Origin of the sequence: Streptomyces stoeckheimensis (assembly GCF_045822005.1) — a bacterium.
GTDB lineage: Bacteria > Actinomycetota > Actinomycetes > Streptomycetales > Streptomycetaceae > Streptomyces > Streptomyces stoeckheimensis.
The window spans coordinates 6,927,274-6,943,440 of sequence record NZ_CP169550.1 but is presented as its reverse complement, the minus strand read 5'-3'; the positions used below and the strand labels follow the sequence as shown (position 1 = coordinate 6,943,440).

Below are 16,167 nucleotides of genomic sequence, written 5' to 3'. Positions count from 1 at the left end.
CGACCCTCCCGCCACGGCCTACGGCGGCCCCGAACCGTTGAGCCAGAAGGCCCCGTACACGGCCGACGCCGCGGCCACCGCGCCCAGGACGGCGACCGCCCGGCCCGTCCGCCACCGGGCCAGCGCCACCGCCGGCGGGAACACCAGCGGGAAGGCCGGCAGCAGCAGCCGCGGCTTGGAGCCGAAGTACCCGGAGGCGCACAGGGCGAGCGCCACCACGATCCCGGCGTACACGAGCAGCGGTACCGGCAGGCGCCGCCGCACGCAGAGCGCGTACAGCCACAGCACCAGCGCGACCCCGGCGATCAAGCCGATCCCGGCGGGGAAGGCCGGGGAGGCCAGCCGCGTGCCGATGAACCGGGCGAACGCCAGGCCTCCGTCGAAGCCGTTGCCCCAGCCGCCCTGTACGTCGAGGTACCCGGTCAGGCCGCCGCCGGTGCGCGCGCCCACCCACAGCACGTACGCCGCCGCGCCGAGCGGCGCCAGCAGCGCCCCCGCCACCGGCCGCCAGGAGCGCTCCCCGCCCCGCAGGGCCAGGGCGGCGGCCACCCACACCGCCGCGACCACGGCGGCGCCGACCGGGCGGGTCAGACCCGCCCCGGCCGCGAGCAGGCCGGCGGTGAGCCAGTGCCCGCGCAGGACCCCGTAGAGGCTCCAGGCGGCCAGCGCGGTGAACAGCGCTTCGCTGTACGCCATCGACTGCACGATCCCGACGGGCAGCGCGGCCCAGACCGCGACGGCGAACACCCCGGCCCGGCGGCCGTGGACGAGCTCGGCGACCGCGAAGATCCCCCAGGCCGCCGCGAGCCCGGCGAGCGCCGACACCACCAGGCCCGCGGATCCGTAGCCGAGCCCGGTGACGGCCGAGACCAGCCGCTCCAGCCAGGGCAGCAGCGGGAAGAAGGCGAGGTTGGAGTGGACGTCGCCGTTCGGGAGCGCCACCTCGTACCCGTACCCCTCGGCGGCGATGCGGGCGTACCAGAGCGAGTCCCAGCGGGCCGAGAGCAGCGTGTGCGCGCTGCTGCCGGCCGCCGCCCCCCACACCGCGAGCACGGTCAGCCCGAGCAGCCGCACCGCCACGAACACGGCCAGAGCGGGCGCGGCCCGGCGAAATCCAAGATCCTTCACGGGCATGATTATCGAGGTCCGGGGCAGTCGCGCCCGGGCAGGAAGGGCCGAGGTGGAACGAGTGGCGCACACCACAGCGCAGCCGGCGGCGGGATGAGAGCTTGACCACGTGTCGGACAGCCGAACTCGCGTACGCTGACTCTTCACTCGCGTGTCGACGCCGGACCCCGTAGGACGCCACCCTCCCCATCCGTGGCTCTGAGAAGACGCTGGTCCGCCGAGTGCGAGGGATCACCTGGGAGGTACATGCATGTCGGGGACGAACGTGACCGGCGACAGGAACCCTTCCCCCTGGCAGCGACTGCGGCGACTCGGCGCGGGCTCCGGCGGGGCCAACCGCTGGGCCGTCCTCGCGGTCCTCTGCGTGAGCCTGGTGCTCGTCGCGCTCGACGCGACGATCCTGCACGTCGCCGTTCCCTCCGTCACCGAAGACCTGCGTCCCGGCCCGATGGAACTCCTCTGGATCGTCGACGCCTACCCGCTGGTGTGCGCCGCCCTCCTCATCCTCTTCGGCACCCTCGGTGACCGCGTCGGCCGGCGCCGCATCCTGCTCCTCGGCTACGGGCTCTTCGGCGCGGCCTCGGCCCTGGCCGCCCTCGCCGACAGCGCCCAGGTCCTGATCGCCGCCCGCGCCCTGCTGGGCGTCGGCGGGGCGATGATCATGCCGGCCACCCTGTCGATCCTGCGCCAGGTCTTCCCCGACCGGCGCGAGCGGGCCCTGGCCATCGGCATCTGGACGGCCGTGGCCGCCGTCGGCGCCGCCAGCGGCCCCGTGCTCGGCGGCTTCCTGGTCCAGCACTTCTGGTGGGGCTCGGTCTTCCTCATCAACATCCCGCTCATGATCATGATCCTGCCGCTGGGCCGGTGGCTGCTGCCCGAGTCCAAGGGCTCCTCCGACGGGCCCTGGGACGTGCTCGGCGCGCTCATGGCCGCGGGTGGCGTGCTCGGCGCGGTCCTCGGGGTCAAGCGACTCGGCGCGGAACGCCACCTCACCGACCCGCAGGCACTGGTCCCCCTCCTGATCGGGGCGGCGCTGCTGGTGCTCTTCGTACGGCGCCAGAAGCGCCGCGCGCACCCGCTGATCGACATGCGGATGTTCTCCCGGCCGGCCTTCACCACCTCCGTGGGCTGCATCGTGCTGGCCATGCTGGCGCTGGTCGGCCTGGAGCTGATCGCCGTCCAGTACCTCCAGCTCGTGCTGCACCTGAGCCCGCTGGAGACCGGGCTGCGCCTGCTGCCGCTCACCTTCGCCGCGATGGCGGCGGGCGCGACCGGCTCGTACACGCTGGCCCGGACCGGGCCGCGCAGGATGGTCTCGCTGGGCTTCGTCCTGACGGCGTTCGCGGTGCTCCTCCTGACGCTCATGGGACAGCACGACCGCCCGGTCCTCCTCACCGTGGGCTTCATCCTCCTCGGCTTCGGCCTGCAGACCACCCTGTTCGCGGCCTACGAGTCCATGCTGAGCGAGGCTCCGGCCGCGACGGCCGGCGGCGCCGCCTCGATCGGGGAGACCTCCTACCAGCTCGGTGCGGGCATGGGCATCGCCCTGCTCGGCAGCGTGATGAACGCGGCCTACGCGCCTGGCCTGGCGTCCGTCCCCGGGGTGTCTCAGGCCGACTCGACCGGCGCCTCGCACTCGCTGGGCGAGGCCTACCAGATCGCGGCACGGCTCGGCGGCCCGGCGGGCGAGTCCCTCTTCTCGGCCGCCCGCCACTCCTTCGTCCACGGGCTGCACGTGACGCTGGTCGTCAGCGCGGCCCTGCTGCTGGCGGGCGCGGCGATGGCCCTGAAGCTCCCCCGCACGATGGAATGCGCGGACCCCGAGGCGGCCCCCGCCCGCCTCCCGGTACAGCCGGGCCACGAGCCGTCGTCCCCGACCGCACCCGCGGGCGCCCGTATCCCGGCCCAGCCCTCCCCCGACCACGACCCGGTGTTCGGCCACCCTGCCTGACCCCTCCGCACGGAGGACGCCGGCGGTGGATGGCGCGCAGCGCCATTCCAGCCCGTCCGGCGTTTGAGGACCGGGTCCGGGCGGAGCCCGGGGAACGGTGGAAGGGCGGGTAGGGGACCCCGCCCCGCAGGGCCGGACCACCCGCACCCACCCACCACCTACGCCCTCGATCCCCCCACCGAGCCGGGCCCGACGGACGGCTGCACACCCGGCCCGGCCGGAGCCGCAACGGCATCGGGCGCCGGCGCCGGGGATGCCTGCGGAGCGGTCGGCGCCGGCGCAGCCGGATCCGACCGCGCGGCCGGCAGCGCCAACAGCATGCCGATCCGCAACACCCCCGGCCGAGCCCCGATCACCCCCCGGTTGGCCGCGTAGAGCGCCTGCCACCCACCCGCCACCCCGCGCTTCCGCGCGATCGCCACCAGCGTGTCCCCGCTCCGCACCACGTGCATCCGCCCCGCCAGCCCGTACCGCTTCGCGCACACGGGCCACGCCTCCCAGCCCTGGCTGCCGAGCAGCTCCTCCCCCACCCGGATCTGCTGCTCCCGCGTGGCGAGGTCCGCCCTCGGGGCGAAGGCCAGCCCCCCGTGCTCCTCCCACGTCGGCTGCCAGAACTGCAGTCCGCCGTAGAAGCCGTTCCCCGTGTTCACCGCCCAGCGGCCCCCGCTCTCGCAGTCGGCCACGCAGTCCCAGGGCCACGTCCCGCCGGGCCCGCAGTCCACCGCCCGCCCGGGCGCCCCCGGCCGCGGCGGGGGCGGCGCCGCGACCGCCGCCGCGGCCGGCACCGACGCCAGCACGCCCAGCACCAGCACCAGCGCCGCCGCGCCCACCCCACCCGGAACCCCGAAGTTGCGCATCGCGTCACGCTACGCAGCCCCGTACCGCCCCCCGCTCGCGCCACACCGCGCCCCGCGCGCCCCCACCCGCTCGGCCCACCGGCCAAACGGCCAGCACCGGCCATCAACTGCGCACAACCAAAAAAGAGTTGGCACTAAAACAACGGCCCGGTCGGACCGTTCACTCCTTCGGGGGTCCGGTTCGATTCCGTTCCCTCAAACGGCGTGACCCCGGCCGCCACTCCCCCGTTGAGCCCGGCGAGCCGGAACCCCCCGGCCCCGCACGCCTAGTCCGAGGAGCCACCCCGTGCCGCGCATGCTCGAAGTCAGTGATGAGGTACGTGCCGAGATCGGCGACGAGGAGGCCGAGCGCCTGCTCGCAGGTGACGGATCCCCGGGCAGTTACGACTGCACGTCCTGCCGCACCCCCGGCGACTCCGAGCGCGAGCAGACCAGCACCGTGCTGTTCGTCGGCGACGAGACGGCCGTCCTGGCCTTCGCCCACGCCGGCTGCATCCCCTCGCAGGTCGTCTCCGTCCCCGAGGCGGACCTCCAGGGCGCCGTCCGCTCCATCACGGGCGACAGCCCCGCCCCGGCGGCCTCCCCCTCCGGCGACGTCCCGCAGTCGGTGCCCGGCGGCCAGGCCGTCCTCGGCATCACCAGCGGCCTGATCCTGATCAACGGCGAGCTGCACCCCGCCCTGGTGGTGGAGCCGACCGCGCCCATCGCGCGCCCCGGCACCACCGGTCCCGGCGACGACTTCCTCCCGCTCCTCATCGAGCAGGGCTTCATCCCCATGACCGAGACCGAAGAGGTCCCGCAGGCCCTGAGCGGCTGGTCGATCCTGCTCGCCGCCGGCCAGCTGCACTCGGTGCTCCAGCCCGGTCAGATCGCCTGGTGGCAGGCGCACCGGCCGCTGTCGGTGACCGACGGCTGGCGGGCCGCCGTCAACAAGACGCAGCGCGTCCTGGTGTACGCGGCCCCCGTCGGCACCATCGGCCAGCAGCCCCGCGAGGACCTGCTGCGCGACGCCCTGGACAAGGCCGCCCGCAACGGGAAGCTGGTCGCCGCCTCGATGCCGCTGGCGGGCACCCCCGGCGCCTGAGGCCCCGGCTCCCGGGGCCTCCCCGGGCTCCTGTTCCCCGCTCTGCCTTCCGTCCCCGAAACTGCCGTCCGACCCCCGTCACGGGGGCCGGGCGGCGTGCGCCGGGGGTGCGCGGTCCGTCCCGCGCACCCCCGGCGATCTGCGTTTTCCGCCCCGTGACCCCGCATCCGAGGGCCGCCGGTTTCGTTGGCTGATACGTGCATTCCTACGATGTCTCCCGCGCCCCGTCCTATCCGAGCAGCGTCCCCCCGATGCGCCCCGTACGGGAGCTGGGGAGCTCTCCGACCGCCTCGCACACCCCCATCTACGACACGCTGTACTCGGAGTACCTGCGCGCCTTCCGAGCCCTGCCCGGCGACCGCACGGGCGAGGAGGACCTCGGCTTCACGGCGTTCTCGTACGGGGGCCCCTACAGCGGCGCGTACACCGGCGGCGCGGGCACGTACGGCAGCGGCTCCGGGACGGGCTCCGCCGGCTCCTACGGGAGCGGCTGGAACGGTTCCTCATGGCAGCCGGCGGGACAGCACGCCGGGCAGCAGGCGGACGCCTGGCAGCCCTCCCCCGCCCCGCAGCCGCAGTACTCGTACGCCGGCGCCGGATACGCGAACGGGCGGCAGCACCAGACCGGGATGCAGCACATCCCGGCGGCCCTGCCGCCCGCTCCGCGCCGGGGCTACTAGCCCCGGCGGCCCCACTCGCGTGGCACTACATCTTGCGCTTGTGCTGCGCACCGCGCTTTTCGCGGACGCGGACCGAGATGTGGATCGGGGTCCCCTCGAAGCCGAACTCCTCGCGCAGGCGGCGCTCGATGAAGCGGCGGTAGCCGTGCTCCAGGAAGCCCGAGGCGAAGAGGACGAACCGCGGCGGCTTGCTGCCCGCCTGCGTACCGAACAGGATGCGCGGCTGCTTGCCGCCACGGACCGGGTGCGGGTGGGCGGCGACGACCTCGCCGAGGAAGGCGTTCAGACGGCCGGTCGGGATGCGCGTCTCCCAGCCGGCGAGCGCGGTCTCGATGGCCGGGACCAGCTTCTCCATGTGGCGGCCGGTGAGCGCCGAGACGTTCACCCGGGGCGCCCAGGCGACCTGCTGCATCTCGGTCTCGATCTCGCGCTCGAGGTAGTAGCGGCGCTCCTCGTCGAGGTTGTCCCACTTGTTGTACGCGATCACGATCGCGCGGCCCGCCTCGACGGCCATGGTGATGATGCGCTGGTCCTGGACGGAGATCTGCTCGGTCGTGTCGATCAGGATGACCGCGACCTCCGCCTTCTCCACGGCGGCGGCCGTACGCAGCGAGGCGTAGTAGTCGGCGCCCTGCTGGAGGTGGACCTTCTTGCGGATGCCCGCGGTGTCGATGAACTTCCAGGTGACCCCGCCGAGCTGGATCAGCTCGTCGACCGGGTCGCGGGTGGTGCCGGCCATCTCGTTGACGACGACGCGGTCCTCCTTGGCGACCTTGTTCAGGAGGGAGGACTTGCCGACGTTCGGGCGGCCGATGAGCGCGATCCGGCGGGGACCGCCGACGACGGTGCCGAAGCGCTGCTCGGGCGCCTCGGGCAGGGCCTCCAGGACGGCGTCGAGCATGTCGCCGGTGCCGCGGCCGTGCAGGGAGGAGACCGGGTGCGGGTAGCCGAGGCCCAGCGACCACAGCGAGGCCGCGTCGGACTCGCCGCTCTGGCCGTCGACCTTGTTGGCGCACAGGACGACGGGCTTGCCGGCCTTGCGCAGCAGGCGGACGACGGCCTCGTCGGTGTCGGTGGCGCCGACCTTGGCGTCCACGACGAAGACGACCGCGTCGCAGGCCTCGATGGCGTACTCGGCCTGGGCGGCGACGGAGGCGTCGATGCCGAGGACGTCCTGCTCCCAGCCGCCGGTGTCGACGACCTTGAACCGGCGGCCGGCCCACTCCGCCTCGTAGGTGACGCGGTCGCGGGTGACGCCGGGCTTGTCCTCGACGACCGCCTCGCGGCGGCCGATGATGCGGTTCACCAGGGTCGACTTGCCGACGTTCGGGCGGCCGACGACGGCGAGGACGGGCAGCGGGCCGTGACCGGCCTCCTGCAGAGCGCCTTCGACGTCCTCGATGTCGAAGCCCTCTTCCGCGGCGAGCTCCATGAACTCCGCGTACTCGGCATCGCCAAGTGCTCCGTGGTCTTGCTGGTCGTTCATGAAGTCCGTTCCTCGTCGTTCGTGGTGATCGGTGGGGCCCGCGCAGCGCGGTTCCACTACTAGGTCAAGTCTCGCTCAGCGCCCGGTCAGGCGCTTGGCGTCGGCCAGGTGGGCGGTCAGCCGGTCCTGGATGCGTACGGTGGCCTGGTCCAGCGCGGTACGGGTACGGCGGCCACTGCCGTCCCCGGCGTCGAAGGCATCGCCGAAGACGATGTCGACCCTGCTCTTCAGTCGCGGCAGCGCCTTGACGACGCGGCCGGAGCGCTCGGTGCTGCCCAGTACGGCGACCGGCACGATGGGGGCGCCGGAGCGGACCGCGAAGTACGCGAGCCCCGCGCGCAGCGAGGCGAAGTCGCCCTCGCCCCGGGTGCCCTCGGGGAAGATCCCCAGGGCTCCGCCGTTCTCCAGGACGCCCAGCGCACGGCTGATGGCTCCCCGGTCGGCGCCGGAGCGGTCCACCTTCACCTGCCCGATCCGGTCGAGGAAGGGGCCGAGCGGACCGACGTACGCCTCCTTCTTGATCAGGAAGTGCAGCGGTCGCGGTGCGGTGCCCATGACCATGGGGCCGTCTATGTTGTGCGAGTGGTTCACGGCCAGGATGACGGGGCCGGTGGCGGGGACCTTCCAGGCCCCCAGCACGCGCGGCTTCCAGAGGCCGTACATGAGCCCGATGCCGATCCTCCGGCCGACCGCCGCACCCTTGAGGGAGGGCGTATCACTCACGGGCGGCCCGCCCGCTTCTCTTCCACGAGCGTGACCACGCACTCGATGACCCGGTCGAGCGTGAGCTCGGTGGTGTCCACCTCGACCGCGTCGCCGGCCTTGGCCAGCGGGGAGGTCTTGCGGCCGGAGTCGGCGGCGTCGCGCTTGATCAGCGCCTCCTTGGTGGCCGCGAGGTCCGCGGCCTCCTTGCCCCGCAGCTCGCCGCTGCGGCGGGCCGCGCGGGCCTCGGCGGAAGCGGTGAGGAAGATCTTCAGGTCGGCGTCGGGCAGCACGGTGGTGCCGATGTCCCGGCCCTCGACGACGATGCCGTCGGCCTCGTCGGCCGCCTCGGCGGCGATGGAGCGCTGGAGCTCGGTGATCAGGGTGCGCACCTCGGGGACGGCGCTCACGGCGCTGACCTTGGAGGTGACCTCCTGGGTCCGGATCGGGCCGGAGGCGTCCTGGCCGTCGACGGTGATGGTGGGGGCGGCGGGATCGGTGCCGGACACGATGACGGGCTTGCCCGCCGCGAGGGCGATCGCCTGCGGGTCCTCGATGTCGATGCCGTTGGTGATCATCCACCAGGTGATGGCCCGGTACTGGGCACCGGTGTCCAGGTAGCGCAGCCCGAGCTTGGCGGCCACGGCCTTGGAAGTGCTGGACTTGCCCGTGCCGGAGGGACCGTCGATGGCGACGATCACGGCGGTCGGAGCTGCGGTTTCCACGGTGCGGGCACCTTCCTGGTTGCGCGTACGTGTCCGGGCGCGCCAATAGCGCCCCTCCTCCAGGTTACCGGGCTTTTCGCCGCCGCCCGCCGGGGCGTCGGCGGGCGGGCCCGGGACGGGCCCGGGACGGCCGCGGGAGGGGACCGGAGCGGGCCCCGGGCGGGCGCGGGCCCGCTCCGGAGGCCCTGCGGCCCTACGGCTGGCGCAGCGCCCAGCCGCGTTCGCGCAGCTCGGCCTGGAGGCCGGCCACGGCCCGGGGTTCGACCATCAGCTGGACCAGGCCCGCCTGCTGGCCCGTCGCGTGCTCGATCCGCACGTCCTCGATGTTGACCCCGGCCCGGCCGGCGTCGGCGAAGATCCGCGCGAGCTCGCCCGGCTGGTCGGAGATGAGGACGGCCACCGTCTCGTAGACCGCGGGCGCGGCACCGTGCTTGCCCGGGACCCGGACCCGCCCCGCGTTGCCGCGGCGCAGTACGTCCTCGATGCCCGCCGCCCCGTCCCGGCGCTTGTCCTCGTCGGCCGACTGCAGGCCCCGCAGGGCTTCCACGGTCTCCTCCAGGTCGGCTGCGATCCCGGACAGCACGTCCGCCACCGGTCCCGGGTTGGCCGAGAGGATCTCCACCCACATCCGCGGGTCGGAGGCGGCGATCCGGGTCACGTCGCGGATGCCCTGCCCGCACAGCCGCACCGCGGTCTCGTCGGCCTCCTCCAGCCGGGCCGCGACCATGCTGGAGACGAGCTGCGGGGTGTGGGAGACCAGCGCGACGGCCCGGTCGTGCGCGTCCGCGTCCATGACGACCGGGACGGCCCGGCACAGCGCCACCAGCTCCAGTGCCAGGTTCAGCACCTCGTGGTCGGTCTCCCGGGTCGGCGTGAGCACCCAGGGCCGGCCCTCGAAGAGGTCGGCGGAGGCCGCGAGCGGTCCGGACTGCTCCTTGCCCGCCATGGGGTGGGTGCCGATGTACGCCTTCGCGTCCACGCCCAGCGCTTCCAGCTCCCGGCGCGGTCCGCCCTTGACGCTGGCCACGTCCACGTAGGCGCGGGCCAGGTCCCGTCCTATGGCATCGGCGAGGGCGGCGGCCACGTGCGCGGGCGGTACGGCGATGACCGCGAGGTCGGCCTTGCCCTGGTAGGGCTCCTCCGTGCCGGCGCCCAGCGCGGCGGCCGTACGGGCCTGCCCCTGGTCGCGGTCGTAGAGGTGGACGGCGATGCCGCGGGCGGCCAGGGCGAGCGCCGCGGAGGTGCCGATCAGCCCGGTTCCGATGACGACGGCGGTTCTCACGGGGTGCTCTCCAGGTGTACAGGGGTGCGGGACGGCGGTACCTGCCACAGGGTAACCAGCGGGTACGGCGCGAGGGCCCGGCGGCCCGTCCGCTGGGACGGGCCGCCGGGCCCTCGGGAACCGCCCGGGAAGGACCGGGGTCGCGCGGCGTTGCTCGGGGTCGCGCGGGGTCGCTCGGGGTCGGTCAGAGGCCCTGCTGCTTGATGATGTCCTCCAGCGAGCCGCTCGGGACCGAGCCCGCGGGGGTCAGCTTGTCCACGGCCTGCGGGAGCGCCTGCGCGATCTGGTCGGCGGCGGCCTCGGGGGTGACGCCCGCCTGCTCGGCGACCTTGGCCAGGGTGTCGTCCGGCAGGGCCTTGGCGATCTCCGCGCCGCTGACGGGCTGGTTCTCGCCGGTGCCGACCCAGGACTGGGCCTGGTCGGTCAGACCCGACTTGGTCAGCATGTCCAGCAGCCCGCCGAGCGGGTTGTTCCCCGCGCCACCGGCCGCCTGGGCGCCGCCGGCACCGCCGCCCATGAGGGCGCCGAGGAGGGAGCCGAGGATGTTGCCGCCGCCACTGCCGCCCTGTCCACCGCTGCCGCCGCCGAGGAGGCCGCCGAGAAGGGAGCCGAGGTCGTTGCCCGCCATGGTGATGCCTTTCGAAGAGGGACCGGGCGCGCGGAAATCGGCGTACCCGGCTTCGAGATACGGACAATGTCACCCAACTCGGGCACGTCTGCCACTTGGCGCAGAGCCGTGCACCGACTGCGGTAGAACGATCGGCATGATCTTCCACCTCGTAGCCCTCTCCGACTGGACCGCCGATCCCGCGCGCCCGTACGCCCCGCCCTCCCTCGACTCCGAGGGTTTCGTGCACTGTTCGGCGGATCCGGAGACGGTGCTCGCGATCGCCACCACGCACTACGCGGACGTACCGGGGACCCTGCTCGCCGTGGAGCTCGACGAGCGCGCCCTCACGTCCGAGGTCCGCCGGGAGGGTGAATCGGGCCTGCTCTACCCGCACGTCCACGGACCGCTGAACCGGGAGGCCGTGGTGCGCGTGTGGGAGGTGGTACGTGCCCCCGGCGGGCCGGCGGAACTCGTTCCCCGGCCCCCGGAGGGCTGAGTCGAGGCGTGGCGGGGTGTTGTTCGAGCCCGTCACGCGCCAGGATGCCCCTCGCCATCCCGGCGATCACCCGAGGAGAAGTCATGAGCGACCCCACCCGCGCCGCGCGGCGCACGGTACTGGCGGCCGGCGCGAGCGTCCTGGCAGGCGGCGCGCTGACCGCGTGCGGAGCCGACGAGACGAAGCCGTCGTCCGAGGGCGGCAGCGCGCCCACGGCGCAGAACTCCACGTCCGCCTCGTCCTCGGCTCCGGCCGCGGACGCCAAGGCCCTGATCAAGTCCTCGGAGGTGCCGGTCGGCGGCGGCACGGTCCTCAAGGACCAGAAGCTTGTCGTCACCCAGCCGACCGCGGGCTCCTTCCGCTGCTTCACGGCGGTCTGCACCCACCAGGGCTGCCTCGTGAACAAGGTCGAGGCCGGCACCATCGACTGCCCCTGCCACGGCAGCAAGTTCAAGGACACGGACGGCACGGTGGCCAAGGGCCCGGCCACCAAGCCGCTGGAGGAGAAGAAGATCACCGTCTCCCCGGCGGGCGAAATCTCGCTCGCCTAGCCGCGGGCCCCGGCACTAGCCTCGCCGGATGAACGAGGCCCACGCGAACGAACCGACCCCCGAACCGCTCGAACTCACCCTGGTCAGGGACCACACGGTCTACTCGTGCGTGATCGGTTCGAGGGCGTTCGGTCTGGCGACGGAGGCGAGCGACACCGACCGGCGCGGTGTCTACCTCGCCCCGACGCCGCTGTTCTGGCGCTTCGAGAAGCCGCCGACGCACGTGGACGGGCCCCGGGACGAGGAGTTCTCGTGGGAACTGGAGCGCTTCTGCGAACTCGCGCTGCGCGCCAACCCGAACGTCCTGGAGGTCCTCCACTCCCCTCTCGTGGAGGACCTCACCCCGGTCGGCGAAGAACTCCTCTCGCTCCGCGGCGCGTTCCTCTCCCGCCGGGCCCACACCTCCTTCAGCCGGTACGCCGTCTCCCAGCGCGGCAAGCTCCTCGGCGACCTCCGCAACCACGGCGCCCCGCGCTGGAAGCACGCCATGCACCTGCTGCGCCTGCTCCTGTCCTGCCGCGACCTGCTGCGCACGGGCCGCCTGGTGATCGACGCGACCCCCTACCGCGACCGCCTCCTCGCGGTCCGCCGCGGCGAGCTCACCTGGGAGGAGGTCGACGCCTGGATGACCCTCCTGACCGAGGAGACCGAAGCCGCCCTCACGACGACCCCCCTCCCCGAGTCCCCGGACCTCCCCCGGGTGGAGGACTTCCTCCTCCGCACCCGCCGGGCGTCGGCGCTGGCCTGACCCGGTCCGGCGCGCCCGCGGCCGGGCAGCGGATGCCGGGCGCCCGCGGCCCACTTCCTGCCCGGCCGGGAGCGGAGTTGGGCCAGGGTCTGGAACTCCGCGGGCGAGGAGATCACCTACTAGGGGCGTCCTGCCGGTCAGGCCGGGCTCGCGGCCTCCGGAGACCGACCCTCACGGCCGGCTCACGCGTCCCAGAGGGTGCCGAAGGACAGGAGTTCGGCGCGGTACTCGATGCGGCCCTCCCAGTCGCGGGGCCAGGCGTCCGCGCCGAGGTGGGCGCCGGCGAAGGCGCCGGCCAGGCAGGCGATGGAGTCGGAGTCGCCCGCCGTGCAGGCCGCGCGGCGCAGGGCCAGGAGCGGTTCCTCCGGGAAGAGCAGGAAGCACTGGAGGGCGGTGGCCAGGGCCTCCTCGGCGATCCAGCCGTCGCCGGTCGTGAGGCAGGGGTCGGTTTCCGGGGACGGGGTGCGCAGGGCCGCCGCGAGGCGGTCCAGGACCTCCAGGCACTCGTCCCAGCCGCGCGCCATGAAGGACTCGGCCGAGGCGTCGGAGGCCGTCCGCGTCCAGAGGTCGCCGAGCCAGCGCTCGTGGTAGCGGGTGCGGTTCTCCAGGGCGTACGAGCGCAGTTGCCCGACCAGCCCGGTCACCTCGGTGCCCTGCGCCAGCAGGAACACCGCCCGGGCCGTGAGGTCGGAGGCGGCCAGGGCGGTCGGGTGGCCGTGGGTCAGGGCCGACTGGAGCTGGGCCGCGCCGGCCCGCTCCTCCTCCGTCCAGCCGGGCACCAGCCCGACCGGCGCCACCCGCATGTTCGCTCCGCAGCCCTTGGAGCCGAGCTGGCTGGCGTCGCGCCAGTCCCGCTCGGGGTGGTTGAGGAGGCTGCAGGCCTTCAGGCAGGTGCGGCCCGGGGCCCGGTTGTTCTCCGGGGAGTGGTACCAGTCCACGAACTCCTCCCGGACCGGGCGGGCGAGGCGCAGCGGGCCCACCCGGCCCCGCTCCGCGGCGGTCCGTATGCCCCGGGCGAGGGCCAGCGTCATCTGGGTGTCGTCCGTGACGATCGCCGGCCGGGGCAGGTCCATCTGCCGCCAGGGGCCGGTCTTCGCCAGGATCCGGGGCACGTCGTTGAACTCCGTCGGGAAGCCGAGGGCGTCTCCCAGGGCCAGTCCGATCAGGGAGCCCGTGGCGGCCCGCTTCGTGTTCGTCGGCTTGGTCGTCATCGTCGTCATCGCGTGTGTCCTTCCGTAGGGCGCAGCAGGGGCGGGTGCAGGGTGGTCGCGGGTCCGGGCCGGTAGAGCGCGGCCGGTTTGCCACGGCCGCCGGTGAGCCGGGCGGCTCCGGGCACGGCCTCGACGAAGCCGGGCGTGGCCAGGACCTTGCGGCGGAAGTTGGGGCGGTCCAGGGCGGTGTCCCAGACGGTCTCGTAGACGGCCTGGAGCTCGCCGAGGGTGAACTCGGGCGGGCAGAAGGCGGTGGCGAGGCAGCTGTACTCCAGCTTCGAGCCCACGCGGGAACGGGCGTCCGCGAGGATCTCCCCGTGGTCGAAGGCGAGCCCGAAGGCCGGCGCGCAGGCCTCGCCCACCGGCACCCAGCGGGCGCGGTCCGCGTCCCCGCCGCCCCCGGCCACCGGTTCCGGCAGATCGGGGACGAGCGCGGTGAAGGCCACGGAGACCACCCGCATGCGGGGGTCCCGGTCCGGTTCGCTGTAGGTGCGCAGCTGGTCCAGGTGCAGGGCGTCGACCACCTCCATCGACAGGCCGGTCTCCTCGGCCAGTTCGCGCCGGGCCGCCGTCTCCGCGGACTCCCGCGGCAGCAGGAAGCCGCCGGGGAGCGCCCAGGCGCCCGCGTACGGTTCCTGCGCGCGCCGGATCAGCAGGACGTGCAGGGTTGCGCCGCGCACGGTGAAGACGGCGAGGTCGACGGTCACCGCGAAGGGCGGGAAGGCCTGCGGGTCGTACCCGTGCCCGTGCCCGGGTACGGGTACGGGTACGGGTACGGGTACGGCGCCGCTGGCGCTGCCGGGTCCGGTGTCACTCATCGGCTCCGCTCCCCCGCCCGCTGCCCGGTCCCCCCGGCCGCCTGCCCGGCCACCCGCTCCGGCAGCGGATCCGCGAACTGCCAGCCCTCCGCCAGGAGTCCGTCGACCGCGGCCACCGCCGCCGCCAGCCGCGTCCCGTGGTCCCCTCGGAGCACCAGGAAGCGCTTGCCGGTCCGTTCCAGTTCCTCCAGGAACCGCCCGGTCATCCACGGCCTCACCTCCTCTCCGTCGCGCAGCCCGTCGTCCTCGAAGGGCACGTCCGCGTGGTCGGTGAGCAGGTACAGGTCCCGCCGCGTCGCGGCGGCGATCCGCTCGACCTCCGCGCTGCGCGCGCCCGTGTACCGCTCGTGCCAGATGCCGGTGGCGAAGGAGTCGGTGTCGCAGAAGAGCACCGGCGCTCCCAGCCGGGCCGCCCGCTCCTCCTCCGCGTCCTGCCGCCGCGCGATCACCGGGAACTCCGCCGAGGCGAAGCTCACCTCCGCCCAGGTCGCCGCCGGGTCCTCGGCGCGCGCCGCCGCGAGCCGCTCCTCGCTGTACTGCCGGCCGTACTCCGCCACCCAGCCCGTCTTCGCCCACACCCCGCCGCGCCCGCGCCAGTGCTCGGCCAGGGCCCGCGACAGCGTGGTCGTGCCGGTGGATTCGGCGCCGAGCACGACGATCCGCCGGGTCAGCGCCGCCCGTACGGCGGGTCCCAGGAACTCCCAGTTCCCGACGGGGTCGGCCCGTACGGCCGTGCCGGACACCGGGAAGAGGGTGCGGTCCACGTCCACGCAGATCTCCTCGGCGCCGAACCGCCGCGCGAGCTCGGTCCCGTAGGCCTCGGAGGTGAAGACGGCGTCGACCGGGCGGCGCACCGCGCGCCGGAAGATCGCCATGTGCGCCTCCCAGACGGCCGGGTCGTGCAGGTCGACCGGGATGTCGTCGACCGCGCCGACCACCTCGGCCCCCGGGTGCGCCTCGCGCATCCAGGCGACGCGGTCGGCGAGCGGTACGGACTCCACCGAGGCCGCGCAGACCAGTACGGTCAGCCGCTCGCACTGGTCCTGCGCGGTGCGCACCAGGTGGTGGTGGCCGGCGTGCGGCGGATAGAACTTCCCGAGGACCAGGCCGTGGCCGTGGCGCCTCATGCCGTCACCTGCCGCGCCTCGTGGGCCCCGCGGACCGGGAGCGCCCGGTGCCAGCCGAGCAGTCCGACCACGCACAGGCCGAGGAAGACCATGTAGAGCAGGGAGGTGAGGTAGAGCCCCTTGTAGACGTAGAGCGGGATGTACACGAGGTCGGCGGCGATCCACAGCCACCAGGACTCCACGAGCTTGCGGCACTGCCCGTAGGTGGCCAGCAGCGAGAGCCCGGTGGTCAGCGCGTCCAGGAACGGGACGGTGGAGTCGGTGGCCCGGTCGAGCAGGAGGGTGAGGGCGAGCACCCCCACCGCCCCCGCCACGGCGAGCGCGGCCCATTCAGCGGCCTTGGTGCGGCGCACCCGCAGTGCCCCGGCGGTTCCTGGTCCACCCCCGTGGGTCCAGGACCACCAGCCGTACGCGGCCAGGGCGATGAAGACGATCTGCAGCCCGGCGTCGGCGTAGAGGCCCGCCTGGGCGAAGAGCACGATGAAGAAGACGTTGTTGGCGATGCCGATCGGCCAGTTGGCGATGTGCTGCCGGGCGACCAGCCAGACGCACACGGCCCCCGTGACGAACCCGAGGATCTCGGTCCAGCTCGTCTGCCATCCCATGACGCCCCCCATCTCTTTATAGTCAGGTTGACTATAAACAGGGTCCGGGGCCCGGCACAACCAAAAAACCCGCGGCGCCCAAGGGCACCGCGGGTTCTGGAGGCCC

Annotated in this window: 17 protein-coding genes; 6 read left to right on the top strand and 11 right to left on the bottom strand. The window is 73.9% G+C overall.

The genetic code is table 11. From position 1 onward, the window contains the following. Positions 1 to 18: 18 nt before the first annotated feature. The gene (locus ACE1OC_RS31460) at positions 19 to 1,134 is read right to left on the bottom strand and encodes a hypothetical protein (RefSeq protein ID WP_407839839.1); all 1,116 of its coding nucleotides are present in this window, start codon (positions 1,132 to 1,134) and stop codon (positions 19 to 21) included. A 244-nt stretch (positions 1,135 to 1,378) separates the two neighbouring features. On the opposite strand from ACE1OC_RS31460, the gene ACE1OC_RS31455 reads away from it, so the two are divergent. Continuing rightward, positions 1,379 to 3,079, top strand: a complete 1,701-nt coding sequence (locus ACE1OC_RS31455; RefSeq protein ID WP_407839838.1) for an MFS transporter — start codon at positions 1,379 to 1,381, stop codon at positions 3,077 to 3,079. A 158-nt stretch (positions 3,080 to 3,237) separates the two neighbouring features. Here ACE1OC_RS31455 and ACE1OC_RS31450 read toward each other — a convergent pair whose 3' ends face one another. Further along, complete coding sequence (locus ACE1OC_RS31450) at positions 3,238 to 3,936, bottom strand: transglycosylase family protein (protein WP_407839837.1); 699 nt, start codon at positions 3,934 to 3,936, stop codon at positions 3,238 to 3,240. 286 nt (positions 3,937 to 4,222) lie between these two features. On the opposite strand from ACE1OC_RS31450, the gene ACE1OC_RS31445 reads away from it, so the two are divergent. Both ACE1OC_RS31445 and ACE1OC_RS31440 read left to right on the top strand, forming a co-directional pair. Further along, positions 4,223 to 5,020 (top strand): hypothetical protein, encoded by a 798-nt coding sequence (locus tag ACE1OC_RS31445; RefSeq protein ID WP_407839836.1) that lies wholly within the window; start codon positions 4,223 to 4,225, stop codon positions 5,018 to 5,020. 197 nt (positions 5,021 to 5,217) lie between these two features. Continuing rightward, positions 5,218 to 5,700, top strand: coding sequence for a hypothetical protein (locus tag ACE1OC_RS31440; protein WP_407839835.1), 483 nt, complete (start codon positions 5,218 to 5,220; stop codon positions 5,698 to 5,700). 25 nt (positions 5,701 to 5,725) lie between these two features. Here ACE1OC_RS31440 and der read toward each other — a convergent pair whose 3' ends face one another. The 5 genes from der to ACE1OC_RS31415 form a co-directional block, all read right to left on the bottom strand. Further along, on the bottom strand, positions 5,726 to 7,186 hold the full coding sequence (gene der, locus ACE1OC_RS31435; protein WP_407839834.1) for a ribosome biogenesis GTPase Der: 1,461 nt from the start codon (positions 7,184 to 7,186) through the stop codon (positions 5,726 to 5,728). A 75-nt stretch (positions 7,187 to 7,261) separates the two neighbouring features. Next, entirely contained in the window at positions 7,262 to 7,909 is a 648-nt protein-coding gene (locus ACE1OC_RS31430) for a lysophospholipid acyltransferase family protein (protein WP_383956768.1), read from the bottom strand. Beyond that, the gene (cmk, locus tag ACE1OC_RS31425) at positions 7,906 to 8,613 is read right to left on the bottom strand and encodes a (d)CMP kinase (protein ID WP_407839833.1); all 708 of its coding nucleotides are present in this window, start codon (positions 8,611 to 8,613) and stop codon (positions 7,906 to 7,908) included. The genes ACE1OC_RS31430 and cmk overlap by 4 nt, the downstream gene beginning before the upstream one ends. Before the next feature lie 193 nt (positions 8,614 to 8,806). Continuing rightward, positions 8,807 to 9,895 carry a prephenate dehydrogenase gene (locus tag ACE1OC_RS31420; protein ID WP_407839832.1) on the bottom strand — a complete coding sequence of 363 codons (1,089 nt, stop codon included), beginning with the start codon at positions 9,893 to 9,895 and terminating at the stop codon, positions 8,807 to 8,809. A 184-nt stretch (positions 9,896 to 10,079) separates the two neighbouring features. Continuing rightward, positions 10,080 to 10,523: a YidB family protein gene (locus ACE1OC_RS31415; protein WP_407839831.1), complete on the bottom strand. Its 444-nt coding sequence runs from the start codon at positions 10,521 to 10,523 to the stop codon at positions 10,080 to 10,082. A gap of 136 nt (positions 10,524 to 10,659) precedes the next feature. On the opposite strand from ACE1OC_RS31415, the gene ACE1OC_RS31410 reads away from it, so the two are divergent. The 3 genes from ACE1OC_RS31410 (at position 10,660) to ACE1OC_RS31400 (ending at position 12,300) form a co-directional block, all read left to right on the top strand. After that, complete coding sequence (locus ACE1OC_RS31410) at positions 10,660 to 11,001, top strand: DUF952 domain-containing protein (protein WP_407839830.1); 342 nt, start codon at positions 10,660 to 10,662, stop codon at positions 10,999 to 11,001. 83 nt (positions 11,002 to 11,084) lie between these two features. Further along, a complete protein-coding gene (locus ACE1OC_RS31405; RefSeq protein ID WP_407839829.1) occupies positions 11,085 to 11,552 on the top strand; it encodes a Rieske (2Fe-2S) protein in 468 nt (155 codons plus the stop codon). Positions 11,553 to 11,580: 28 nt separating this feature from the next. Further along, complete coding sequence (locus ACE1OC_RS31400) at positions 11,581 to 12,300, top strand: DNA polymerase beta superfamily protein (RefSeq protein ID WP_407839828.1); 720 nt, start codon at positions 11,581 to 11,583, stop codon at positions 12,298 to 12,300. A gap of 182 nt (positions 12,301 to 12,482) precedes the next feature. On the opposite strand, the gene ACE1OC_RS31395 is transcribed toward ACE1OC_RS31400, so the two are convergent. Genes ACE1OC_RS31395 through pnuC form a run of 4 tightly spaced genes read right to left on the bottom strand, consistent with a single transcriptional unit; the run spans position 12,483 to position 16,061 of the window. Beyond that, a complete protein-coding gene (locus ACE1OC_RS31395) occupies positions 12,483 to 13,511 on the bottom strand; it encodes an ADP-ribosylglycohydrolase family protein (RefSeq protein WP_407841734.1) in 1,029 nt (342 codons plus the stop codon). Positions 13,512 to 13,516: 5 nt separating this feature from the next. Further along, positions 13,517 to 14,329, bottom strand: a complete 813-nt coding sequence (locus ACE1OC_RS31390) for an NUDIX hydrolase (RefSeq protein ID WP_407839827.1) — start codon at positions 14,327 to 14,329, stop codon at positions 13,517 to 13,519. Then, positions 14,326 to 15,456, bottom strand: a complete 1,131-nt coding sequence (locus ACE1OC_RS31385; RefSeq protein WP_407839826.1) for an AAA family ATPase — start codon at positions 15,454 to 15,456, stop codon at positions 14,326 to 14,328. Before ACE1OC_RS31385 ends, ACE1OC_RS31390 begins: the two co-directional genes overlap by 4 nt. After that, the gene (pnuC, locus tag ACE1OC_RS31380; protein ID WP_407839825.1) at positions 15,453 to 16,061 is read right to left on the bottom strand and encodes a nicotinamide riboside transporter PnuC; all 609 of its coding nucleotides are present in this window, start codon (positions 16,059 to 16,061) and stop codon (positions 15,453 to 15,455) included. The genes ACE1OC_RS31385 and pnuC overlap by 4 nt, the downstream gene beginning before the upstream one ends. Between the last annotated feature and the right edge of the window lie 106 nt (positions 16,062 to 16,167).